Source organism: Pseudomonas sp. NPDC087626 (assembly GCF_044743405.1).
Lineage (GTDB): Bacteria > Pseudomonadota > Gammaproteobacteria > Pseudomonadales > Pseudomonadaceae > Aquipseudomonas.
Genome location: NZ_JBIUWJ010000017.1, coordinates 47,375 through 67,897, shown reverse-complemented (window position 1 = coordinate 67,897; position 20,523 = coordinate 47,375). Strand labels below are relative to the sequence as shown.

Annotated in this window: 14 protein-coding genes and 1 pseudogene; 13 read left to right on the top strand and 2 right to left on the bottom strand. The window is 62.0% G+C overall.

The genetic code is table 11. The annotated features are described in order from the left end of the window. Window positions 1–19: 19 nt before the first annotated feature. Window positions 20–2,458: a penicillin-binding protein 1A gene (locus ACIOVD_RS16080; protein WP_371917579.1), complete on the bottom strand. Its 2,439-nt coding sequence runs from the start codon at window positions 2,456–2,458 to the stop codon at window positions 20–22. 217 nt (window positions 2,459–2,675) lie between these two features. On the opposite strand from ACIOVD_RS16080, the gene pilM reads away from it, so the two are divergent. The 12 genes and pseudogenes from pilM (at window position 2,676) to ACIOVD_RS16020 (ending at window position 18,179) form a co-directional block, all read left to right on the top strand. Further along, a complete protein-coding gene (gene pilM, locus ACIOVD_RS16075; RefSeq protein ID WP_320333462.1) occupies window positions 2,676–3,719 on the top strand; it encodes a type IV pilus assembly protein PilM in 1,044 nt (347 codons plus the stop codon). Continuing rightward, window positions 3,719–4,276 carry a PilN domain-containing protein gene (locus ACIOVD_RS16070; RefSeq protein WP_095167250.1) on the top strand — a complete coding sequence of 186 codons (558 nt, stop codon included), beginning with the start codon at window positions 3,719–3,721 and terminating at the stop codon, window positions 4,274–4,276. The genes pilM and ACIOVD_RS16070 overlap by 1 nt, the downstream gene beginning before the upstream one ends. Beyond that, window positions 4,273–4,878: a type 4a pilus biogenesis protein PilO gene (locus ACIOVD_RS16065; protein ID WP_401129035.1), complete on the top strand. Its 606-nt coding sequence runs from the start codon at window positions 4,273–4,275 to the stop codon at window positions 4,876–4,878. The genes ACIOVD_RS16070 and ACIOVD_RS16065 overlap by 4 nt, the downstream gene beginning before the upstream one ends. Then, a complete protein-coding gene (locus ACIOVD_RS16060; protein WP_401129032.1) occupies window positions 4,875–5,402 on the top strand; it encodes a pilus assembly protein PilP in 528 nt (175 codons plus the stop codon). Before ACIOVD_RS16065 ends, ACIOVD_RS16060 begins: the two co-directional genes overlap by 4 nt. A 139-nt stretch (window positions 5,403–5,541) precedes the next feature. Next, window positions 5,542–6,786 (top strand): annotated as a pseudogene (locus ACIOVD_RS16055) (type IV pilus secretin PilQ); the annotation flags it as partial. A 4-nt stretch (window positions 6,787–6,790) separates the two neighbouring features. After that, window positions 6,791–7,309 (top strand): shikimate kinase AroK, encoded by a 519-nt coding sequence (gene aroK, locus ACIOVD_RS16050; RefSeq protein ID WP_095167243.1) that lies wholly within the window; start codon window positions 6,791–6,793, stop codon window positions 7,307–7,309. 147 nt (window positions 7,310–7,456) lie between these two features. Next, a complete protein-coding gene (gene aroB, locus ACIOVD_RS16045) occupies window positions 7,457–8,557 on the top strand; it encodes a 3-dehydroquinate synthase (protein WP_159993278.1) in 1,101 nt (366 codons plus the stop codon). A gap of 10 nt (window positions 8,558–8,567) precedes the next feature. Continuing rightward, on the top strand, window positions 8,568–10,154 hold the full coding sequence (locus ACIOVD_RS16040) for an SPOR domain-containing protein (RefSeq protein ID WP_095167239.1): 1,587 nt from the start codon (window positions 8,568–8,570) through the stop codon (window positions 10,152–10,154). Window positions 10,155–10,502: 348 nt separating this feature from the next. Beyond that, window positions 10,503–14,948 carry a glutamate synthase large subunit gene (gltB, locus tag ACIOVD_RS16035; protein WP_401129027.1) on the top strand — a complete coding sequence of 1,482 codons (4,446 nt, stop codon included), beginning with the start codon at window positions 10,503–10,505 and terminating at the stop codon, window positions 14,946–14,948. Window positions 14,949–14,980: 32 nt separating this feature from the next. Then, window positions 14,981–16,399, top strand: coding sequence for an FAD-dependent oxidoreductase (locus ACIOVD_RS16030; protein ID WP_095167235.1), 1,419 nt, complete (start codon window positions 14,981–14,983; stop codon window positions 16,397–16,399). Window positions 16,400–16,645: 246 nt separating this feature from the next. After that, the gene (gene hemE, locus ACIOVD_RS16025) at window positions 16,646–17,713 is read left to right on the top strand and encodes a uroporphyrinogen decarboxylase (RefSeq protein WP_095167233.1); all 1,068 of its coding nucleotides are present in this window, start codon (window positions 16,646–16,648) and stop codon (window positions 17,711–17,713) included. A 118-nt stretch (window positions 17,714–17,831) separates the two neighbouring features. Further along, window positions 17,832–18,179: a YgiW/YdeI family stress tolerance OB fold protein gene (locus tag ACIOVD_RS16020; RefSeq protein ID WP_095167231.1), complete on the top strand. Its 348-nt coding sequence runs from the start codon at window positions 17,832–17,834 to the stop codon at window positions 18,177–18,179. A 44-nt stretch (window positions 18,180–18,223) separates the two neighbouring features. Here the strand turns inward: ACIOVD_RS16020 and ACIOVD_RS16015 are convergent, their stop codons facing one another. Next, window positions 18,224–19,501 (bottom strand): MFS transporter, encoded by a 1,278-nt coding sequence (locus ACIOVD_RS16015; RefSeq protein ID WP_401129022.1) that lies wholly within the window; start codon window positions 19,499–19,501, stop codon window positions 18,224–18,226. 119 nt (window positions 19,502–19,620) lie between these two features. Between ACIOVD_RS16015 and ACIOVD_RS16010 the strand changes: the two genes are divergently transcribed. Beyond that, complete coding sequence (locus ACIOVD_RS16010) at window positions 19,621–20,520, top strand: LysR substrate-binding domain-containing protein (RefSeq protein WP_401129019.1); 900 nt, start codon at window positions 19,621–19,623, stop codon at window positions 20,518–20,520. The last annotated feature ends 3 nt before the right edge of the window (window positions 20,521–20,523 follow it).

The following is a 20,523-nucleotide window of genomic DNA, read 5'->3' as shown; positions in this document are numbered from 1 at the left end:
GCAGCTTGCACCTGCACCTCTAGAACAAATCGATCGGCGCCACTTCGTCTGCCGGCAGTGGGCTGCCCGGGGCGCTGCCGTTGCCCAGCTCGCTGCCGGTCGGAGGCGTGTCTTCGGCCTTGAACAGTTCGAAGTAGGCGCCTGGCGTGCCTGGGGAGGCGGCGCGACCGCTGACCGGGTCTACCCGCAGGCTGAGGATGCCCTCGGGCTCTGGCTGGGTGTGTGGCGGCTTGTCCTTGAGGGCGGCGCCCATGTAGCTCATCCAGATCGGCAGCGCGACGGTGCCACCGAACTCGCGCCGGCCGAGACTTTCCGGCTGGTCGAAACCGGTCCAGACAGTGGTCACGTAGTCGGCGTTGTAACCGGAGAACCAGGCGTCCTTGGACTCGTTGGTGGTGCCGGTCTTGCCCGCGAGGTCGCTACGACCCAGGGCCAGGGCGCGACGGCCGGTGCCGCGCTTGATCACGTCTTCCAGCATGCTGTTGAGGATGTAGGTGGTGCGCGGGTCGACGATACGCTCCGCGATCGCCGGTGCCTGTTCGAGTGCTGGTGCGGCCGGGGCTTCGCCTGGCGTGGCGTCGACAGTAAAGGTCTCGGCGGTCGGCGCGGCGATACCGTTGCTGGCGATATCGCCCTTGGGCACGCTCGGCGGGTTGGCGACGAACAGCGTGTCGCCATTGCGGCTTTCGATCTTGTCGATGATGTACGGGGTGATCTTGTAGCCGCCGTTGGCGAACGTGCTCCAGCCGGTGGCGATCTCCATGGGCGTCAGGGTTGCGGTGCCCAGTGCCAGCGACAGGTTCGGCGGCAGGTCCTGCTTGTTGAAGCCGAAGCGGCTGATGTAATCGATGGTCTTGCTGACGCCCATCGCTTGCAGCAGGCGGATCGAGACCAGGTTGCGCGACTTGTACAGAGCTTCGCGCATGCGGATCGGGCCGAGGAAGGTGTTGGTGTCGTTCTTCGGGCGCCAGACCTTGTCCAGGTACTCGTCGACGAACACGATCGGCGCATCATTGACCAGGGTCGCTGCGGTGTAGCCGCTATCCAGCGCCGCACTGTAGACGAATGGCTTGAAGCTCGAGCCTGGCTGGCGCTTGGCCTGCATGGCGCGGTTGTAGTTGCTCTGCTCGAAAGCGAAGCCGCCGACCAGGGCGCGGATCGCACCGTTTTGCGGGTCCAGGGACACCAGTGCGCCTTGGGCGACCGGAATTTGTTTGAAATGCAGGCTGTTGTCGGGCTGGCGCTGGACGCGGATCAGGTCGCCGACCTGGGCCACATCGGACGGTTGGCGCGGATTAGGCCCCATGCTGTTGGTGTTGAGGAATGGCCGGGCCCATTTCATGCTGTCCCAGGCCACGTGCTCTGCGCCGGTGCGGGTCAGCACCTGCAAGCCATTCTTGTCGACCTCGGTGACGATGGCCGGCTCAAGGCTGCTGATGGTGCGCTGCTTGGTCAGCTCGCTGGCCCAGGCGTCGGGCGTCTTGCCGGGCAGGCGGGATTCGGGGCCGCGGTAGCCGTGACGCTGGTCGTAGGTGATGAGGCCTTCATGCACGGCAGTGTTGGCCATTTCCTGAAGGTTGCTCGGCACGGTCGTGGTGACCCGGAAACCTTCGGTGTAGGCGTCGCTGCCGTAGCGTCCGACCATTTCGGCGCGGGCCATTTCGGCGATGTAGGGGGCGTTCACTTCCGGAGTCGGCACGTGGTAGCTGGCATTGAGCGGCTCATTGACCGCAGCTTGATACGCTGCCTCGTCGATTTTGCCGAGCTTGTACATGCGCCCCAGGATCCAGTCGCGACGTTCCTTGCTGCGCGCCGGGTTGGCCAGCGGGTTGAAGCGCGAAGGGGCCTTGGGCAGGCCGGCAATCATCGCCATCTGCGCCAGGCTGACGTCGCGGATCGACTTGCCGTAATACACCTGCGCCGCCGCCTCGATGCCGTAGGCGCGGTTACCCAGGTAGATCTTGTTGACGTAGAGCTCGAGGATCTCGTCCTTGGTCAGTTGACGCTCGATTTGCAGGGCCAGGAGGATCTCGGTGGTCTTGCGCGAGAAGCTGCGTTCGCTGGTCAGGAAGAAGTTCTTCGCCACCTGCATGGTGATGGTGCTGCCGCCGGACTGGATGTGTCCGCTTTTTACCAACTGCGTGGCGGCACGCATCAGGCTGCTCGGGTCGACGCCGTAGTGATTGGCGAAGTTGTCGTCTTCAGCACTTAGTAACGCATTAATGAAATTGGGTGGAATGTCGGCGAAACGTATGGGATTGCGGCGCATCTCGCCGAATTCTGCGATCAGTTTGCCGTCGCTGCTGTAGACCCGCAATGGAATCTGCAACTGGATACTTCGCAGTGCCTCCACTGACGGCAGTCCGGGACTAAGGTAAAGAAACGCCCCGCTCAGACCCAGCAGCAGTCCGCAGAAAACAGCGACGATGGACCACCCGAAAAATTTCAGCAGACGAATCAAGGCTTTTGGATATCCAGGGCAAAGAATGAATTTGGCGTCAGGGCATTCAGGGAAAACAAGGAGCGGCCTGCGCTTGAAGAAAGCGGAAAAAAACGCTGGGCATTATAAGCATTTTTCCGCTTAAAGCGCATTTGGCCACGCTGTCAAGACGTTGCGATTGCCTGCAAGGCCGGCAAAGCACGCGTAACTCACGGAAAGTCATAGGGAATTGACTGTGCCACGACTCTTCAGGAAAAAACCTAGAACCCTCTTGGGTATCGACATCGACGCCGCCTCGGTCAGGCTGGTCGAATTAAGCCGCTCAGGCGCGTGTTATCGGCTCGAGACCTACGCAATAGAGCCGTTGCCGGCGAATGCAGTGGTGGAGGCCGCCATTGTTCAAGTGGAGGTCGTGGGGCAGGCATTGGCCCGCGCATGGCTGAAAGCCGGGACCCGGGTGCGCAATGTAGCAGTGGCGGTTTCCGGATCGGCGGTCATCACCAAGACCCTGGAAATGCCAGCGGGAATGACGAACGACGACCTGGAAAGCCAGTTGAAGCTGGACGCGGACCAGTACATTCCCTATCCCCTCGATGACATGGCCCTGGATTTCCAGGTCCAGGGAATCTCGCGGCACAATCCGGGGCAGGTCGAGGTGTTGCTGGCGGCCTGTCGCAAGGATCATGTCGAGTTGCTTGAGGCCGCGCTGGAACTGGCTGGGCTGACGGCGCGGGTGGTGGATATCCAGGCGCATGCGCTGGCGCGTTGCGTGGATCTGCTGGCAACGCCGCCGGACGGTGCCCAGGCGCAGTCGCTAGTGGCGCTGGTCGAGATTGGCAACGGTCTGTCGACTTTAAGCGTGATAAGCGCTGGCCAGATCCTGTATGCCCGCGAACAACTGCTGGGTGCGCACCAACTGAACCAGGCCGGTGAGCCGAGCTACGGGTTTGCTCTCGAACCGGCAGGAGTGGCGACGCAGCCGGGTGGGCTGGACCTGTCTCGCGATGCTGAGGTATTGGCGCAACAGCTATCGCGCTCATTGCAGGAGTTTTTCGCCTTGGGCCAGCACGGCGCAGTCGAGCATATCCTGCTGGCCGCAGGGGCCTGCGCGGTGGCCGGGCTGGATCGCCTGCTCGAACAGCATCTGGGCATCCCGACCCGGGTGGCCAATCCTTTTGCCGGCATGGCCTTGGGCAGTGCGGTCGATGCTGCGGCACTCGCCCACAATGCGCCCGGGTTGATGGTCGCCTGCGGTCTGGCGTTAAGGAGCTTTGACTGATGGCCAGGATCAATCTTCTGCCATGGCGTGAAAAGCAGCGCGAGGTGCGGCACCAACATTTCTTGTGGCAGTTGGTCGGTATCGCCGTAGTTGCGACCGGCCTCATCGTGCTGGGCGAGCGCATCCTTGACCGCGCCATCGAGCAGCAAGCTTCGCGCAACGCCTACCTTGGTGCCCGCATTGCCAGCCTGGATGAGCGGATCAGCCAGATCAGCGATCTACAAGCCCGGCGCGAGCAGTTGCTGGCGCGGTTGCAGATCATTCAGGGTCTGCAAGGTAATCGGCCGGCCAGTGTCAGGCTCTTCGATCAATTGACCCGCGCACTGCCCGATGGTGTGTATTTCACCGAGTTGGGGAGGGTCGGCAAGACGCTGTCGATCGGCGGTGTGGCCGAGTCCAATGCCCAGGTTTCGCAGCTCCTGCGTAGCCTTGCGGCCGCGGGTGGCCTGGCTGTTCCTGTGCTGGAGGAGGTTAAAACAGCAAGCGCTGGCGACGAGGACTCGACCAGTGTTTTTCGCTTGACCGTGGCTCAGGCGCAAGCCGGCGTGGAGGCATGAGGCGGCTCCCATGGTTGACCCTCGATGGCCTGAACATGCACAACATGGCGACCTGGCCGGCGCTGGGCAAAGCCCTGCTGGGCGTGCTGGTTATGGTGGTGCTGCTGGTCCTGGGCTATAGCTTCTATTTGCGCGAACTGCAGGCGCGGCTGGTACTTGCCCGCGCCGGGGAGGCCGAACTCAAGCAGGTATTTGTGAGCAAGGCGCACCAAGCGGCCCATTTACAGCCTCACCTCGAGCAGATGAGGACTATGCAAAGCGCCTTCGCCACGCTGTTGCGGCAACTGCCCGGCGACACTGAGATGCCAGGGTTGCTGGAGGACATCAGTCGTGCAGGCTCGGGCAGTGGTCTGGAGCTGGAAGAGATCAAGTTGTTGCCCGAGGTCAACCAGCCGTTCTACGTCGAGCTGCCAATCCAGATCAGCGCGAGGGGGGCCTACCATGACCTGGCGGCGTTCGTCAGCGCTGTCTCGGCCTTACCGCGGATCGTCACGCTGCACGACTTCAGCATTCGCCCGCTGGATTCCAGCGAGGGTCCGACGCTGCGCATGAACATCCTGGCAAGAACCTATCGCTCCGCCGACAGCGGGCAGCAACCATGAACACGGTGCGTTGCGGGTGCTTGGCGTTGTTGCTCGGTGGTCTGGCTGGCTGTGGTGGTGAGCGCGATTTCAGTGATCTGGACACCTACATGGATGAAGCGCGCCTTGAATTGCCCGGCCCTCTCGAAGCCGTGCCGACGTGGGCGTCGTACCCGGTGTTCAGTTACGGCGCGGCGTCGCTGCGCAGTCCGTTCTCGCCGCAGGTCACGACGGGCGAGGAGGGGCTGCTGCGGGGCGAGCCAAGGGGTGAGCCGGATCGACTGCGCCCCCGCCAGCACCTCGAGCGCTTCAGCATCGAGCAGTTTGAAATGGTCGGCACCATGGTCGGTGCCTCGGGGGCGTATGCCCTGCTGCGCGGTGCGGGTGCGGTGCATCGGCTCAAGGTGGGTGACTACCTCGGGCGCAATGAAGGCCGAGTGGTATCGGTCAGCGAGACCCGGGTCGAGGTGGTCGAGCTGGTGCCCGACGGCCAGGGCGCCTGGCTGGAACGACCACGCAGCCTTTCCTTGAACACGCACTCCTAGTGGAGCTCTAACCATGTACAGGATTTTTTCGTCCCTCGGTGTGGCGCTATGGATTGCGCTGCTGTCACCGGGGTTGTTGGCCAGTTCCAGGGCGCTGGATATTGTCGCGCCACCCGGTGATCAGCGCGCCGAACGTCATGCCTTCAGTGGCGAAAGGTTGTCGTTGAATTTCCAGGACATCGAAGTGCGTTCGGTGCTGCAACTGATCGCCGACTTCACTGGCCTCAACCTGGTGGCCAGCGACTCGGTGCAGGGCAGCATCACGCTGCGCCTGGATAACGTGCCCTGGGACCAGGCGCTGGACCTGGTACTCAAGACCAAGGGCCTGGACCAGCGTCGGGCTGGCAACGTCCTGCTGGTCGCCCCGGCACAGGAAATTGCCGCCCGTGAGCGGCAGACGCTGGAGTCGCAGCGGCAACTGGCCGAACTCGCCCCACTGCGGCGTGAGCTGTTGCAGGTCAATTACGCCAAGGCCACTGAAATAGCCCGGCTGTTCCAGTCAGTGACCAATGCCCAGGACCGACTCGACGAGCGAGGCACGCTGACGGTGGATGAGCGAACCAACAACATCATCGCCTTCCAGACCCAGGATCGAATGGACGAGCTACGACGGATCGTCACGCAACTGGATGTGCCGGTACGCCAGGTGATGATCGAGGCGCGGATAGTCGAGGCCAATGTCGATTACGACAAGAGTCTGGGCGTGCGCTGGGGTGGTGCGATGGGCCGGGGCAACTGGAGTGCCTCCGGGGTTGGCGGCGATGGAGCGGCTCTGCTCAGCTCGGGCAGCGCGCCATTTGTCGATATGGGGGCAGCGGGTGCTACCTCGGGGCTGGGCATTGCATTCATTACCGATAACCTGCTGCTCGACCTTGAACTGTCGGCCATGGAGAAAACCGGCAACGGCGAAGTCGTCTCGCAACCCAAGGTGGTGACTGCCGACAAGGAAACCGCGAAGATCCTCAAGGGCACTGAAATTCCTTATCAGGAGAGCAGCTCCAGCGGCGCCACCTCGGTGTCGTTCAAGGAGGCTTCGCTGTCGCTGGAGGTGACGCCGCAGATCACCCCGGACAATCGCATCATCATGGAGGTCAAGGTCACCAAGGACGAGCCCGATTACCTGAACAAGGTGCAGGATGTGCCGCCGATCAAGAAAAACGAGGTCAATGCCAAGGTGCTGGTGGTCGATGGGGAAACCATCGTCATAGGCGGGGTTTTCTCAAATACTCAAAGCAAGGTTGTAGATAAGGTGCCATTTCTTGGTGATGTGCCGTATCTTGGCCGCCTTTTCCGGCGTGACGTGGTGTCGGAGAGAAAATCCGAGCTGCTGGTATTTCTCACTCCGCGTATCATGAATAACCAGGCGATTGCTGTGAGTCATTGATTCTGTGCGAAATTTGATTCTTGTTGGGCCAATGGGTGCGGGTAAAAGCACCATCGGCCGCTTGCTGGCCAAAGAGCTGCGTCTGCCGTTCAAGGATTCCGATAAGGAAATTGAATTGCGCACAGGCGCCAATATCCCGTGGATCTTCGATAAGGAAGGCGAACCCGGCTTTCGTGATCGCGAGCAGGCGATGATCGCCGAGCTCTGTGAGCTCGATGGCGTGGTGCTGGCGACCGGCGGTGGTGCGGTCATGCGCGAAGCCAATCGTCGGGCGCTGCACGCCGGCGGTCGCGTGGTCTACTTGCACGCCTCGGTCGAGCAGCAGGTCGGGCGCACCGCGCGCGACCGCAATCGTCCCTTGCTGCGTACCGCTGATCCGGCAAAAACCCTGCGTGACTTGCTGGCCCTGCGCGATCCGCTGTATCGGGAAATCGCCGACCTGGTGGTGCAAACCGATGAGCGGCCGCCGCGGATGGTGGTGCTGGATATTCTGGAACGCTTGCAGCAGCTACCTCCCCGTTAATCCGCAGGGCGAAATGCGCTATCCTCGGCGTCGCGCCATGGCGGCAGTCGGGTGTGGCGCATGGCTAGCACGCCACGTCACACAGGCAGACGTGGCCAGTCGATAACATAAGGCAGGACGCCTGATTCCAACTTACTGTGGGGACACATGCAGACACTTAAGGTTGATCTAGGCGAGCGTAGCTACCCGATCCATATTGGCGAAGGGTTGCTGGATCAGCCCGAGTTGCTGGCGCCACACATCGCCGGACGGCAGGTGGCAATCATCTCCAACGAGACCGTTGCCCCGCTGTATCTGGAGCGCTTGACCCGCAGCCTGGCGCAGTTCTCGGTCATTTCCGTGGTACTGCCCGACGGCGAAGCCTTCAAGAACTGGGAAACCCTGCAAAGCATATTCGACGGCCTGCTGACCGCACGCCATGACCGCCGCACCACCGTGATCGCCCTGGGCGGCGGAGTGATTGGCGACATGGCCGGGTTCGCTGCCGCCTGTTACCAGCGGGGCGTGGACTTCATCCAAGTACCGACCACCCTGTTGTCGCAAGTCGACTCCTCGGTGGGCGGCAAGACCGGTATCAACCATCCGCTGGGCAAGAACATGGTCGGCGCCTTCTATCAGCCCAACGTGGTGCTGATCGATACCGCCACCCTTAATACACTGCCGGAGCGCGAGCTGTCCGCGGGCCTGGCCGAAGTCATCAAGTACGGTTTGATCTGCGACGAGCCGTTCCTCACCTGGCTCGAAGAAAACGTTGACCGCCTGCGGGCCCTGGACCAGGACGCCCTGACCTATGCGATCGCGCGCTCCTGTGCAGCCAAGGCCGCGGTGGTCGGTGCCGACGAGCGTGAGACCGGCGTGCGCGCCACTCTCAATCTGGGGCACACCTTCGGTCACGCCATCGAAACCCACATGGGCTATGGTGTGTGGCTACATGGTGAGGCGGTCGCTGCTGGCACCGTAATGGCCCTGGAGATGTCCTCGCGCCTGGGCTGGATCACTCCCAAGGAGCGTGACCGTGGCATTGCCCTGTTCCTGCGCGCCGGGTTGCCGGTGATCCCGCCGCCAGAGATGAGCGAAGCCGATTTTCTCGAACACATGGCAATCGACAAGAAAGTAATCGACGGACGTCTGCGCCTGGTGCTGCTGCGCCGCATGGGCGAGGCAGTCGTGACCGACGATTATCCGAAAGAGATTTTACAGGCAACGCTGGGAGCGGATTACCGTGCCCTGGCTCAGCTGAAAGGTTAATAAGATCACAATGACCAGTTTGCATGCCGACGAGGCGTTCCTAGGCCACTACCAGTTGAACCACGACCCCTTTGCTCCGCGGGTGCCTGGCTTCAAGTTTTTCCCTGCCCAGCGCAAACCGGTGCTGGGGCAACTGCATCACCTGGCCCGCTACAGCCAGTTATTGCTGGTGGTCACTGGCCCGTTGGGCAGTGGCAAGACCCTGTTGCGCCAGGCGCTGGTGGCCAGCACCAACAAACAGTCGGTGCAGAGCGTGGTGGTTTCCGCCCGTGGTGCCGGCGACGCAGCGGGTGTGCTGCGTCAGGTAGCCCAGTCCCTGGATGTCGCCCAGGCGGAAGTCGGCGCGATCCTCAAGCAAGTGGTGCAACTGGCGCTGACCGGCCAGGAGGTCTATCTGCTGGTGGATGATGCCGAGCAGCTCGACGAATCGGCGCTTGAGGCTTTGTTGGCCTTGGCTGCTGGCGCCCCGGAAGGCCGCCCGCATGTGTTCCTGTTTGGCGAGCCTTCGCTGATCGCCGGGCTTGAGCAGTTGAGCACCGAGGAAGAGCGCTTCCACGTGATCGAGCTGCAGCCCTACGCGGAAGAAGAAACCCGCGAATACCTGGCCCAGCGTCTTGAGGGTGCGGGCAGGGGAATCGAACTTTTTACCGCTAATCAGATCTCTGAGATTCACGAAAGCTCCGACGGCTGGCCTGGAAACATCAACCAGGTTGCCCGCGATGCGATGATCGAAGCCATGATTGCTAGCCGCTCCGCGGTCAAGCGTCCAAGTATGGGGTTCAACATGCCGAAGAAACACGTATTGGCGATATCCGCCGTAGTCGTGGTCGCGGTGGCTGCCGCCTGGTTGCTGCCAGGTCGCAACAAGACACCAACCACCGGAGCTCCTGCCAACGAGCAGGCGCAGTTGCCCCTGGGTCAGGGTGCCAACGGCGGTGCGCCGTCGGTCGAATTCGCCGGCAATACCCAGCCAATGCCCTTGCCGTTGGTCGGCCAGTCGCAGCCGGTTATGCGCGGTCCTTTGGCTGAAGCTGCCGGTGGCATCACCGAGGGCGATGATGGCGTGCCGCTCGAAGGCTCCAGCAGTGTTCCGCCGACCGTGACCACCATTGCTCCGCCAAGCGGCGTGCCTGCCGGTCCTGCGCCGACGCCCGCGGCCAAGCCGGTGCCTGCGCCAACCCAGGTCGCGACGGCCAAGCCTGCCCCGGCCCCAGTGGCCAAGCCGGCACCCGCGCCTGTGGTCAAGCCAGCGCCGGTGACCAAGCCAGTAGAGAAGCCAGCCACTGTCGCCAAGGCAGCGCCGGCAGCCGGTGGCACCTGGTATGCCGGTCAGAAGCCGGGTAACTACGTGGTACAAATCCTCGGCACCAGCTCGGAAGCCTCGGCCCAGAGCTTCGTCAAGGAGCAGGGCGGCGAGTACCGTTATTTCAAGAAAGTCCTCAACGGCAAGCCGCTTTACGTCATCACCTACGGTAACTTCGCCAACCGCGATGCCGCTGTATCCGCCATCAAGGCCTTGCCAGCGAAGGTTCAGGCTGGTAAACCTTGGCCTCGCTCTGTCGCCAGCGTCCAACAAGAACTGGCAACAGCTCGCTGAAGATTCGGCGGCCTTACCCAGGCCGCCTCTCCCGGCACCTCAAAATTTCTGCAAGGCATGCTGCCCCCAGGCCGCGTGCCTTGTGGTGTCTGCGTCACAGTAGTCTTTGAGTCGTTGCGGTCAGAATTAAAAAAAGTTTTGACTAGCACAGTAGATCGCTTTAAACCTTTCATAAATGCGACATAGATTTGCGACATTTCGTCGTCAAATTTGTGAGCCTCTGTGTCGGTGTGTACAATGACCTCCCTTTTGCCCCCGCAAAGCTGGCGTACGTTCGGCGCGGAAGGTAAGTGGTTGAATTGAAAAGAAATTTGTCTCGATAAGAGGCAGCCTGGTGAGAAAGTGTCTATGAAAGCAGGTCTGTACCAACCAGATGAATTCAAGGATAACTGCGGTTTCGGCCTGATAGCCCATATGCAGGGCGAACCCAGTCATACCCTTTTGCAAACGGCCATCGAGGCCCTGACCTGCATGACCCACCGCGGTGGGATCAACGCCGACGGCAAGACCGGTGACGGTTGCGGTCTGCTTATTCAGAAACCGGATGTGTTCCTGCGGGCAATCGCCCAGGAAACCTTCGGCGTAGCATTGCCCAAGCAATATGCAGTGGGCATGGTGTTCTTCAATCAGGACCCGGTTAAAGCCGAGGCCGCGCGCGAGAACATGAACCGCGAGATCCTCGCCGAAGGCCTGCAGTTGGTCGGCTGGCGCAAAGTGCCGATCGATACCAGCGTCCTTGGCCGCCTGGCCCTGGAGCGTCTGCCGCAGATCGAACAGGTGTTCATCGCCGGCGATGGCCTGAGCGATCAGGACATGGCAATCAAGCTGTTCAGCTCCCGTCGTCGTTCGTCCGTGGCCAACGCCGCCGACACCGACCACTACATCTGCAGCTTTTCCCACAAGACCATCATTTACAAAGGCCTGATGATGCCGGCGGACCTCACCGCCTTCTATCCGGACCTGAGTGACCAGCGCCTGCAAACCGCGATCTGCGTGTTCCACCAGCGCTTCTCCACCAACACCCTGCCAAAATGGCCGTTGGCCCAACCGTTCCGCTTCCTGGCGCACAACGGCGAGATCAACACCATCACCGGCAACCGCAACTGGGCCGTGGCCCGTCGCACCAAGTTCAGCAACGACCTGATGGACCTGGAAGAGCTCGGCCCGCTGGTCAACCGCGTGGGTTCGGACTCCTCGAGCATGGACAACATGCTCGAGCTGATGGTCACCGGTGGCATCGACCTGTTCCGTGGCGTGCGGATGATCATTCCGCCAGCGTGGCAGAACGTCGAGACCATGGACCCGGACCTGCGTGCGTTCTACGAGTACAACTCGATGCACATGGAGCCGTGGGACGGTCCGGCTGGCGTGGTCATGACCGACGGTCGCTACGCGGTGTGCCTGCTTGACCGTAACGGTCTGCGTCCGGCGCGCTGGGTCACTACCAAGAACGGCTTCATCACCCTGGCCTCGGAAATCGGCGTCTGGAACTACCAGCCGCAAGACGTGATCGCCAAGGGCCGCGTGGGTCCGGGCCAGATCTTTGCCGTGGACACCGAGACCGGGCAGATCCTCGACACCGACGCCATCGACAACCGCTTGAAGTCCCGTCATCCGTACAAGCAATGGCTGCGCAAGAATGCCCTGCGCATCCAGGCGACCATGGAAGACAACGACCACGGTTCGGCTTTCTACGACGTCGACCAGCTCAAGCAGTACATGAAGATGTACCAGGTGACGTTCGAAGAGCGTGACCAGGTACTGCGTCCACTGGGTGAGCAGGGCTACGAAGCTGTTGGTTCGATGGGCGACGATACGCCGATGGCCGTGCTGTCCCAGCGCGTGCGCACGCCGTACGACTATTTCCGCCAGCAGTTCGCCCAGGTCACCAACCCGCCGATCGACCCGCTGCGTGAAGCCATCGTCATGTCGTTGGAGATCTGCCTCGGTGCCGAGCGCAACATCTTCCAGGAGTCGCCGGAACACGCCTCGCGCGTGATCCTCAGCTCGCCGGTGATTTCCCCGGCCAAGTGGCGCTCGCTGATGAACCTCGATCGCCCGGGCTTCGAACGCCAGATCATCGACCTCAACTACGACGAGAGCCTTGGCCTCGAAGCCGCAGTGCGCAATGTCGCTGACCAGGCTGAAGAAGCCGTGCGCGCCGGTCGCACCCAGATCGTGCTGAGCGACCGTCATATTGCCCCGGGCAAGTTGCCGATCCACGCTTCGCTGGCTACCGGCGCGGTGCACCACCGCCTGACCGAAAAAGGCCTGCGCTGCGACTCCAACATCCTGGTCGAGACCGCCACTGCGCGCGATCCGCACCACTTCGCGGTACTGATCGGGTTCGGCGCTTCGGCGGTCTATCCGTTCCTGGCCTATGAAGTGCTGGGCGACCTGATCCGCACCGGCGAAGTGCTGGGCGACCTCTATGAGGTGTTCAAGAACTACCGCAAAGGCATCACCAAGGGCCTGCTGAAGATCCTGTCGAAGATGGGCATCTCCACCATTGCGTCCTACCGTGGTGCGCAGTTGTTCGAAGCCATCGGCCTGTCCCAGGAAGTCTGCGACTTGAGCTTTCGTGGCGTACCGAGCCGGATCAAGGGCGCGCGTTTCGTCGACATCGAAGCCGAGCAGAAGGCCCTGGCTGCCGAAGCCTGGAGCCCGCGCAAGCCGATCCAGCAGGGCGGCCTGCTGAAGTTCGTCCACGGTGGCGAATATCACGCCTACAACCCGGACGTGGTCAACACCCTGCAAGCCGCTGTGCAGCAGGGTGACTACGCCAAGTTCAAGGAATACACGGCGCTGGTGGATAACCGCCCGGTGTCGATGATCCGCGACCTGTTCAAGGTCAAGACCCTCGAGACGCCGCTGGACATCAGCGAGATCGAACCGCTGGAATCGGTGCTCAAACGCTTCGACTCCGCCGGTATCTCGCTCGGCGCGCTGTCGCCGGAAGCCCACGAAGCCCTGGCCGAAGCCATGAACCGCCTGGGTGCGCGTTCCAACTCCGGCGAAGGCGGCGAAGACCCGGCACGCTACGGCACCATCAAGAGCTCGAAAATCAAGCAAGTCGCCACTGGCCGTTTTGGTGTGACCCCGGAATACCTGGTCAACGCCGAAGTGCTGCAGATCAAGGTGGCCCAGGGCGCCAAGCCAGGTGAAGGCGGGCAACTGCCGGGCGGCAAGGTCAACGGCCTGATCGCCAAGCTGCGTTACGCAGTGCCAGGCGTGACCCTGATCTCGCCTCCGCCGCACCACGACATCTACTCGATCGAAGATTTGTCGCAGCTGATTTTCGACCTCAAGCAAGTCAACCCCAAGGCCCTGGTCTCGGTGAAACTGGTGGCAGAAGCTGGCGTCGGCACCATTGCCGCCGGTGTGGCCAAGGCCTATGCCGACCTGATCACCATCTCCGGCTACGACGGCGGCACCGGTGCTTCACCGCTGACCTCGATCAAGTACGCCGGCGCTCCATGGGAACTGGGCCTGGCGGAAACCCACCAGACCCTGCGCGGCAACGACCTGCGCGGCAAGGTGCGGGTGCAGACCGACGGTGGCCTGAAAACCGGCCTCGACGTGATCAAGGCGGCCATCCTCGGCGCTGAAAGCTTCGGCTTCGGCACCGCGCCAATGATCGCCCTGGGCTGCAAATACCTGCGCATCTGCCACCTGAACAACTGCGCCACCGGCGTGGCGACCCAGAACGAGAAGCTGCGCAAGGATCACTACATCGGTACCGTCGACATGGTGGTGAATTTCTTCACCTACGTCGCCGAAGAAACCCGTGAGTGGCTGGCCAAGCTGGGCGTGCGCTCCCTCGAAGAGCTGATCGGGCGGACCGACCTGCTGGACATCCTCGAAGGCCAGACCGCCAAGCAGCAACACCTGGACCTGACACCGTTGCTGGGCAGCGATCACATCCCGGCAGACAAACCACAGTTCTGCCAGGTCGAGCGCAACCCTCCGTTCGACAAGGGCCTGCTGGCCGAGAAAATGGTCGACCTGGCCACCTCGGCCATCAACGACCTGAGCGGCGCCGAATTTGCCCTGGACATCTGCAACTGCGACCGTTCGATCGGTGCGCGGATCTCCGGTGAAATCGCGCGTAAGCACGGTAACCAGGGCATGGCCAATGCGCCGATCACCTTCCGCTTCAAAGGTACTGCCGGGCAGAGCTTTGGCGTATGGAACGCCGGCGGCCTGAACATGTACCTGGAAGGCGATGCCAACGACTACGTGGGCAAGGGCATGACCGGCGGCAAGCTGGTTATCGTTCCGCCCAAGGGCAGCCTCTACAGGACGCAGGACAGCGCCATTATCGGCAACACCTGCCTGTACGGCGCCACGGGCGGCAAGCTGTTTGCCGCCGGTACCGCGGGCGAGCGTTTTGCGGTGCGTAACTCCGGTGCCCACACCGTGGTCGAAGGCACTGGCGATCACTGCTGCGAATACATGACCGGTGGTTTTGTCTGCGTCCTGGGCAAGACCGGTTACAACTTCGGCTCAGGCATGACCGGTGGTTTCGCCTATGTGCTCGACCAGGACAACACCTTCGTTGACCGGGTCAACCATGAACTGGTGGAAATCCAGCGGATCAGCGGCGAGGCGATGGAAGCCTACCGTAGCCATTTGCAGCGTGTGCTGAACGAGTACGTCGAGGAAACCGACAGCGAGTGGGGTCGTGAACTCGCTGAGAACCTCGATGATTACCTGCGCCGTTTCTGGTTGGTCAAGCCTAAGGCTGCCAGCTTGAAAACGTTGCTTTCCAGCACTCGTGCCAACCCGCAGTGATATGCGCCTGAAGAGTTTGATGAGGTTTTAACATGGCTGAACGTCTGAATAATGACTTCCAGTTCATCGAGGTCGGGCGCAAGGATCCGAAGAAGAAACTGTTGCGTCAACGCAAGAAAGAGTTCGTGGAAATCTACGAACCCTTCAAACCCCAGCAGTCGGCCGACCAGGCCCACCGCTGCCTGGGTTGCGGTAACCCGTATTGCGAATGGAAGTGCCCGGTGCACAACTTCATTCCCAACTGGCTCAAGCTGGTGGCCGAGGGCAACATCCTCGCCGCCGCCGAACTGTCGCACCAGACCAACACCTTGCCGGAAGTCTGCGGCCGGGTGTGCCCGCAAGACCGTCTGTGCGAGGGTGCCTGCACCCTTAATGACGGCTTCGGCGCGGTCACCATCGGCTCGGTGGAGAAGTACATCACCGACACCGCGTTCGCCATGGGCTGGCGCCCGGACATGTCCAAGGTCAAGCCGACCGGCAAACGTGTCGCGGTGATCGGTGCGGGCCCGGCGGGCCTGGGTTGTGCCGACGTGCTGGTGCGCGGCGGGGTGACCCCGGTGGTGTTCGACAAGAACCCGGAAATCGGCGGTCTGCTGACCTTCGGCATCCCCGAGTTCAAGCTGGAAAAGACCGTGCTGAGCAATCGCCGCGAAGTCTTCACCGGCATGGGCATCGAGTTCCGCCTCAACACCGAGGTGGGCAAGGACGTGACCATCGAACAGTTGCTCGAAGAATACGATGCGGTGTTCATGGGCATGGGCACCTACACCTACATGAAGGGCGGCTTTGCCGGTGAGGACCTGCCGGGCGTCTACGACGCCCTGGACTTCCTGATCGCCAACGTCAACCGCAACCTGGGCTTTGAAAAGTCGCCGGAAGATTTCGTCGACATGAAAGGCAAGAAGGTCGTGGTTCTCGGCGGCGGCGACACGGCGATGGACTGCAATCGCACCTCGATTCGCCAGGGCGCCAAGTCGGTGACCTGTGCCTATCGTCGTGATGAAGCGAACATGCCGGGCTCGCGCAAAGAGGTGAAGAACGCTAAGGAAGAAGGGGTGAAATTCCTCTACAACCGCCAGCCGATCGCCATTGTCGGCGAAGACCGGGTCGAAGGCGTGAAGGTAGTCGAGACCCGTCTCGGCGAGCCGGACGCCCGTGGCCGCCGCAGCCCCGAGCCGATTCCGGGCTCCGAAGAGATCATCCCGGCCGACGCCGTGGTCATCGCCTTTGGTTTCCGTCCAAGCCCGGCCAGCTGGTTCGAGCAGTTCGACATCCAGACCGACAGCCAGGGCCGCGTCGTGGCCCCGGAGCAAGGCAAGTTCAAGCACCAGACCAGCAACCCGAAAATCTTCGCCGGTGGCGACATGGTGCGCGGCTCCGACCTGGTAGTGACGGCGATCTTCGAAGGCCGCAATGCCGCCGAAGGGATCCTGGATTACCTGGGCGTGTAAACCCCGTTCGAAACTGCAACGCAATACCTGTGGGAGCTGGCTTGCCAGCGATAGCATCACCTCGGTCTACCTGACACACCGAGGTGTCTGCATCGCTGGCAAGCCAGCTCCCACAGTGTTTTGTGGTGCTGCAAAAACTGCATTCCATTGCGACAAATTGACCCGATAGACAAAAGGCTGACCTGCAACCGTGCCTTTTGCGCCCGGCTCTGAGAAAATGCCCGCACTTTTTTTCCGGATGCCGACATGACTGCCCTGAAGAACGACCGTTTCCTTCGTGCCCTGCTCAAGCAACCCGTAGACGTCACGCCCGTGTGGATGATGCGTCAGGCCGGTCGCTACCTGCCTGAATACCGTGCCAGCCGCGCCAAGGCCGGCGACTTCATGAGCCTGTGCATGAACCCGGAGTTCGCGTGCGAAGTCACCATGCAGCCGCTCGACCGCTATCCGCAGCTGGATGCGGCGATCCTGTTCTCCGACATCCTGACCATCCCCGATGCCATGGGCCAAGGCCTGTACTTCGAGACCGGCGAAGGTCCGCGCTTCAAGAAAGTCGTCAGCACCCTGGCCGACATCGAAGCCCTGCCGATTCCTGATCCGCACAAAGACCTCGGCTACGTGATGGATGCAGTCAGCACCATCCGCCGCGAGCTCAACGGCCGCGTGCCGCTGATCGGCTTCGCCGGCAGCCCCTGGACCCTGGCCACCTACATGGTTGAAGGCGGTTCGTCGAAAGACTACCGCAAGACCAAAACCATGCTCTATGACAACCCGCAAGCCCTGCACCTGCTGCTGGACAAGCTCGCGCAGACGGTCACCAGCTACCTCAACGGCCAGATCATGGCCGGCGCACAAGCAGTGCAGATCTTCGACAGTTGGGGCGGCGCCCTGTCGGCGGCGGCGTACCAGGAGTTCTCTCTGGCCTACATGCGCAAGATCGTCAACGGCCTGATCCGTGAGCACGAAGGCCGTAAAGTGCCAGTGATCCTGTTCACCAAGAGCGGCGGCCTGTGGCTGGAAAGCATCGCCGACACTGGCGCTGATGCATTGGGCCTGGACTGGACCTGCGATATCGGCAGCGCCCGTGACCGCGTCGGCAGCAAGGTAGCCCTGCAAGGCAACATGGACCCGACGGTGCTGTACGCCAAGCCAGAAGCAATCCGCAGCGAAGTCGGGCGGATCCTCGCCAGCTACGGTAAAGGCAGCGGCCACGTGTTCAACCTCGGCCACGGCATCACCCCGGAAGTCGATCCGGAACACGCCGGTGCCTTCCTGCGCGCGGTGCACGAGTTGTCGGCGCAGTATCACGAGTGATCGTGACCCGATAAAAAACGCCCGGCGCTTGCCGGGCATTTTTTTGCGCGCAGATTAAGTTTCAATTCAGCGAGCCTGTTTACCCTGGGTCCATCGAAATCCAGATGGAATCATCGCCATGAAAGCACGCTACCTCGCTCTGCTTGTTGCCCCCCTGTTCAGCACCGCGGTCCTGGCTGCCGGTTACACCGGGCCGGGTGCCGAGCCCATCACCACGGTGGCCGCGGCCAACGAAGCAGCTGACGACACGCCAGTCGTCCTGCAGGGTTTTGTGGTGAAGAAGCTGAACAACGACGACAAATACGAGTTCAAGGATTCCAGCGGTACGGTCACCGTTGAAATCGATGATGAAGATCTACCTGCGGTCGCCTTCAACGACAAAACCAGGGTCAAGCTGACCGGTGAAGTGGAAAAGGGCTTGCTCAAGCGTGAGATCGATGTCGATCGGGTGGAAATCCTCAACTAAGACCGAGTTTTTCCCCAAGGGCCGCCATGCGGCCCTTTTTTGCGTCAGGGCTTGGCGCTCTCCGCCAGGGTCGGCAACTTCGCCAGCTTCAACGCTACCAGCAGCGCAATCACCAGCAGCGTGCCGATGAACAACCCGATCCCGTTCCAGCCGCCCTGGTGCCAGAACACGCCGCCCACCGTACCGGCGATGCTTCCCCCGGCGTAGTAGCTGAACAGGTACAGCGACGATGCCTGGCCCTTGGCCTTGGTGGCGCGGCGGCCGATCCAGCTGCTGGCCACCGAGTGTGCGCCGAAGAAGCCGAAGGTGAAGATCAGCATGCCGACGATCACCAGTGGCAACGGGCTGAGCATGGTCACGGCCAACCCGCCAAGCATCAGCACGATGGTGCCCCAGAGCACCTTGCGCCGACCCAGGCGATCGGCCAGGGAGCCGATCTTCGCCGAACTGTAGATGCCCGACAGGTACACCACCGACAGCAGGCCGACCAAGGCCTGGTCCATGTGGTACGGCGCGGCCAGCAGGCGATAGCCGATGTAGTTGAACAGCGTGACGAAGGCGCCCATCAGCACAAAGGCTTCGAGGAACAGCAGCGGCAGGCCGGCGTCGCGAAAATGCATGGTGAAGCCATCGAGCAAGCTGCGTGGGTGCAGCGAGCGCGCGCGGAAGTTGCGCGATTCGGGGAGGATCTTCCAGAACACCGCCGCGGCGATCAGCGCCAACCCGCCAATCACCAGCATCGCCGTGTGCCAGCTGACGAAGTCGATCAGCACCCCGACTATCAGTCGGCCGCACATGCCGCCTATGGCGTTGCCGCCGATGTACAGGCCCATTGCCAGGCCGATGTGCTGGGGATGGATCTCTTCACTGAGGTAGGTCATCGCCACCGCCGCCAGGCCGCTCAGGGCCAGGCCGGTCAGCGCGCGCATCAGCAGGATGCCCTCCCAGGTCGGCATCAGGGCGCTGCCCAGGGTGCACAGCGCGGCGGCGAACAACGCTGCGACCATCACCGGTTTGCGGCCGATGCGGTCGGACAGGGGGCCGGTGATCAACAGGCCGATGGCGAGCATGCCGGTGGACACCGAGAGAATCAGGCTGCTCTGCGCGGCGTTGATCGAGAACTCATGGGAAAACAGCGGCATCATCGGCTGCACGCAGTACAGCAAGGCAAAGGTGGCGAAGCCGCCGCTGAACAGCGCGAGCACCGTGCGCAGGAACATCGGCGTACCTTTTTCGATGTACACCTCATGCAGTTGGGCGACCCCGGGGGCCTGTGCGGTAGGCGGAAGATCATGGGCGAGTGGCGCAACAGCAGTTTTCACGGGGGACCTCAGGAGTGCACGGCCGGGCAGGCAATGAAAAAAGCATATAGCTGGCTAATGTTTCTATCCAATATATTGTTCGACCTGTTTAAGAGGTTTTACGACCTAATGGAGTTTTCATGGAATTGCGCCATCTGCGCTACTTCATCGCCGTCGCCGAAGAACTGCATTTCGGCCGCGCGGCACAGGTGTTGGGCATCTCCCAGCCGCCACTGAGCCAGCAGATCCAGGTACTGGAACAGGAGGTCGGGGCGCGTCTGTTCGAGCGTACCAATCGTCGGGTCGAACTCAGCGAGGCTGGCCGGCTGTTCCTTGAAGAGGCGCGGCTGGTGCTGGCCCAGGTCGACAAAGCCGCTGATGTGGCCCGCCGCGCTCAACTGGGCGAGCTGGGGGAGTTGAAGATTGGCTTCACCTCATCGGCGCCGTTCAACTCAACCATCCCCCAAGCCATCTTTGCCTTTCGCCAGCGCTTCCCGGCCGTGCACCTGAACCTGCGGGAAATGAGCAGCACCCAGGTCGCCGATGCACTGGTGGACGAGTCGATCCAGGTCGGCATCATGCGGCCGTTGCCGCTGCCGGACTCGCTGGAGGTGGTCGAGCTGACCCGCGAGCCGCTGGTGGCGGTACTCAGTGCCAAGGACCCGTTGTCGGTGGGCAGTGAGGAGGGCCTGTTTCTGTCGGCGCTGGCCCATGAGCCGTTCGTGTTCTTTCCGCGCAGCTACGGCAGCGGCCTCTACGCGCAACTGCTGAGCCTGGCACGCGACGCCGGCTTCAGCCCGCACTTTGCCCAGGAAGCCGGCGAGGCCATGACCATCATCGGCCTGGTAGCGGCGGGGCTGGGAGTCTCGGTACTACCGGCGTCCTACCAACGGATGCGCATCGACGGCGTGGTCTACCGACCGCTACTCGATCCGCTGGCCATGTCGGCGGTGTGGCTGGTACAGCGCAAGGACCAGAAGTCGCCGATGGCCAAGGCGTTTGTCGACCTCATCACCCGCAAGACCGACGCCATACGGTAGGCG

Excerpts from the sequence above, each read along its gene's own strand:
- ACIOVD_RS16070 (WP_095167250.1), top strand. The coding sequence starts at position 3,719 with ATGGCCAGGATCAATCTTCTGCCATGGCGTGAAAAGCAGCGCGAGGTG.
- ACIOVD_RS16065 (WP_401129035.1), top strand. The coding sequence starts at position 4,273 with ATGAGGCGGCTCCCATGGTTGACCCTCGATGGCCTGAACATGCACAAC.
- ACIOVD_RS16060 (WP_401129032.1), top strand. The coding sequence starts at position 4,875 with ATGAACACGGTGCGTTGCGGGTGCTTGGCGTTGTTGCTCGGTGGTCTG.
- aroB (WP_159993278.1), top strand. The coding sequence starts at position 7,457 with ATGCAGACACTTAAGGTTGATCTAGGCGAGCGTAGCTACCCGATCCAT.
- ACIOVD_RS16040 (WP_095167239.1), top strand. The coding sequence starts at position 8,568 with ATGACCAGTTTGCATGCCGACGAGGCGTTCCTAGGCCACTACCAGTTG.
- gltB (WP_401129027.1), top strand. The coding sequence starts at position 10,503 with ATGAAAGCAGGTCTGTACCAACCAGATGAATTCAAGGATAACTGCGGT.
- ACIOVD_RS16030 (WP_095167235.1), top strand. The coding sequence starts at position 14,981 with ATGGCTGAACGTCTGAATAATGACTTCCAGTTCATCGAGGTCGGGCGC.
- hemE (WP_095167233.1), top strand. The coding sequence starts at position 16,646 with ATGACTGCCCTGAAGAACGACCGTTTCCTTCGTGCCCTGCTCAAGCAA.
- ACIOVD_RS16020 (WP_095167231.1), top strand. The coding sequence starts at position 17,832 with ATGAAAGCACGCTACCTCGCTCTGCTTGTTGCCCCCCTGTTCAGCACC.
- ACIOVD_RS16010 (WP_401129019.1), top strand. The coding sequence starts at position 19,621 with ATGGAATTGCGCCATCTGCGCTACTTCATCGCCGTCGCCGAAGAACTG.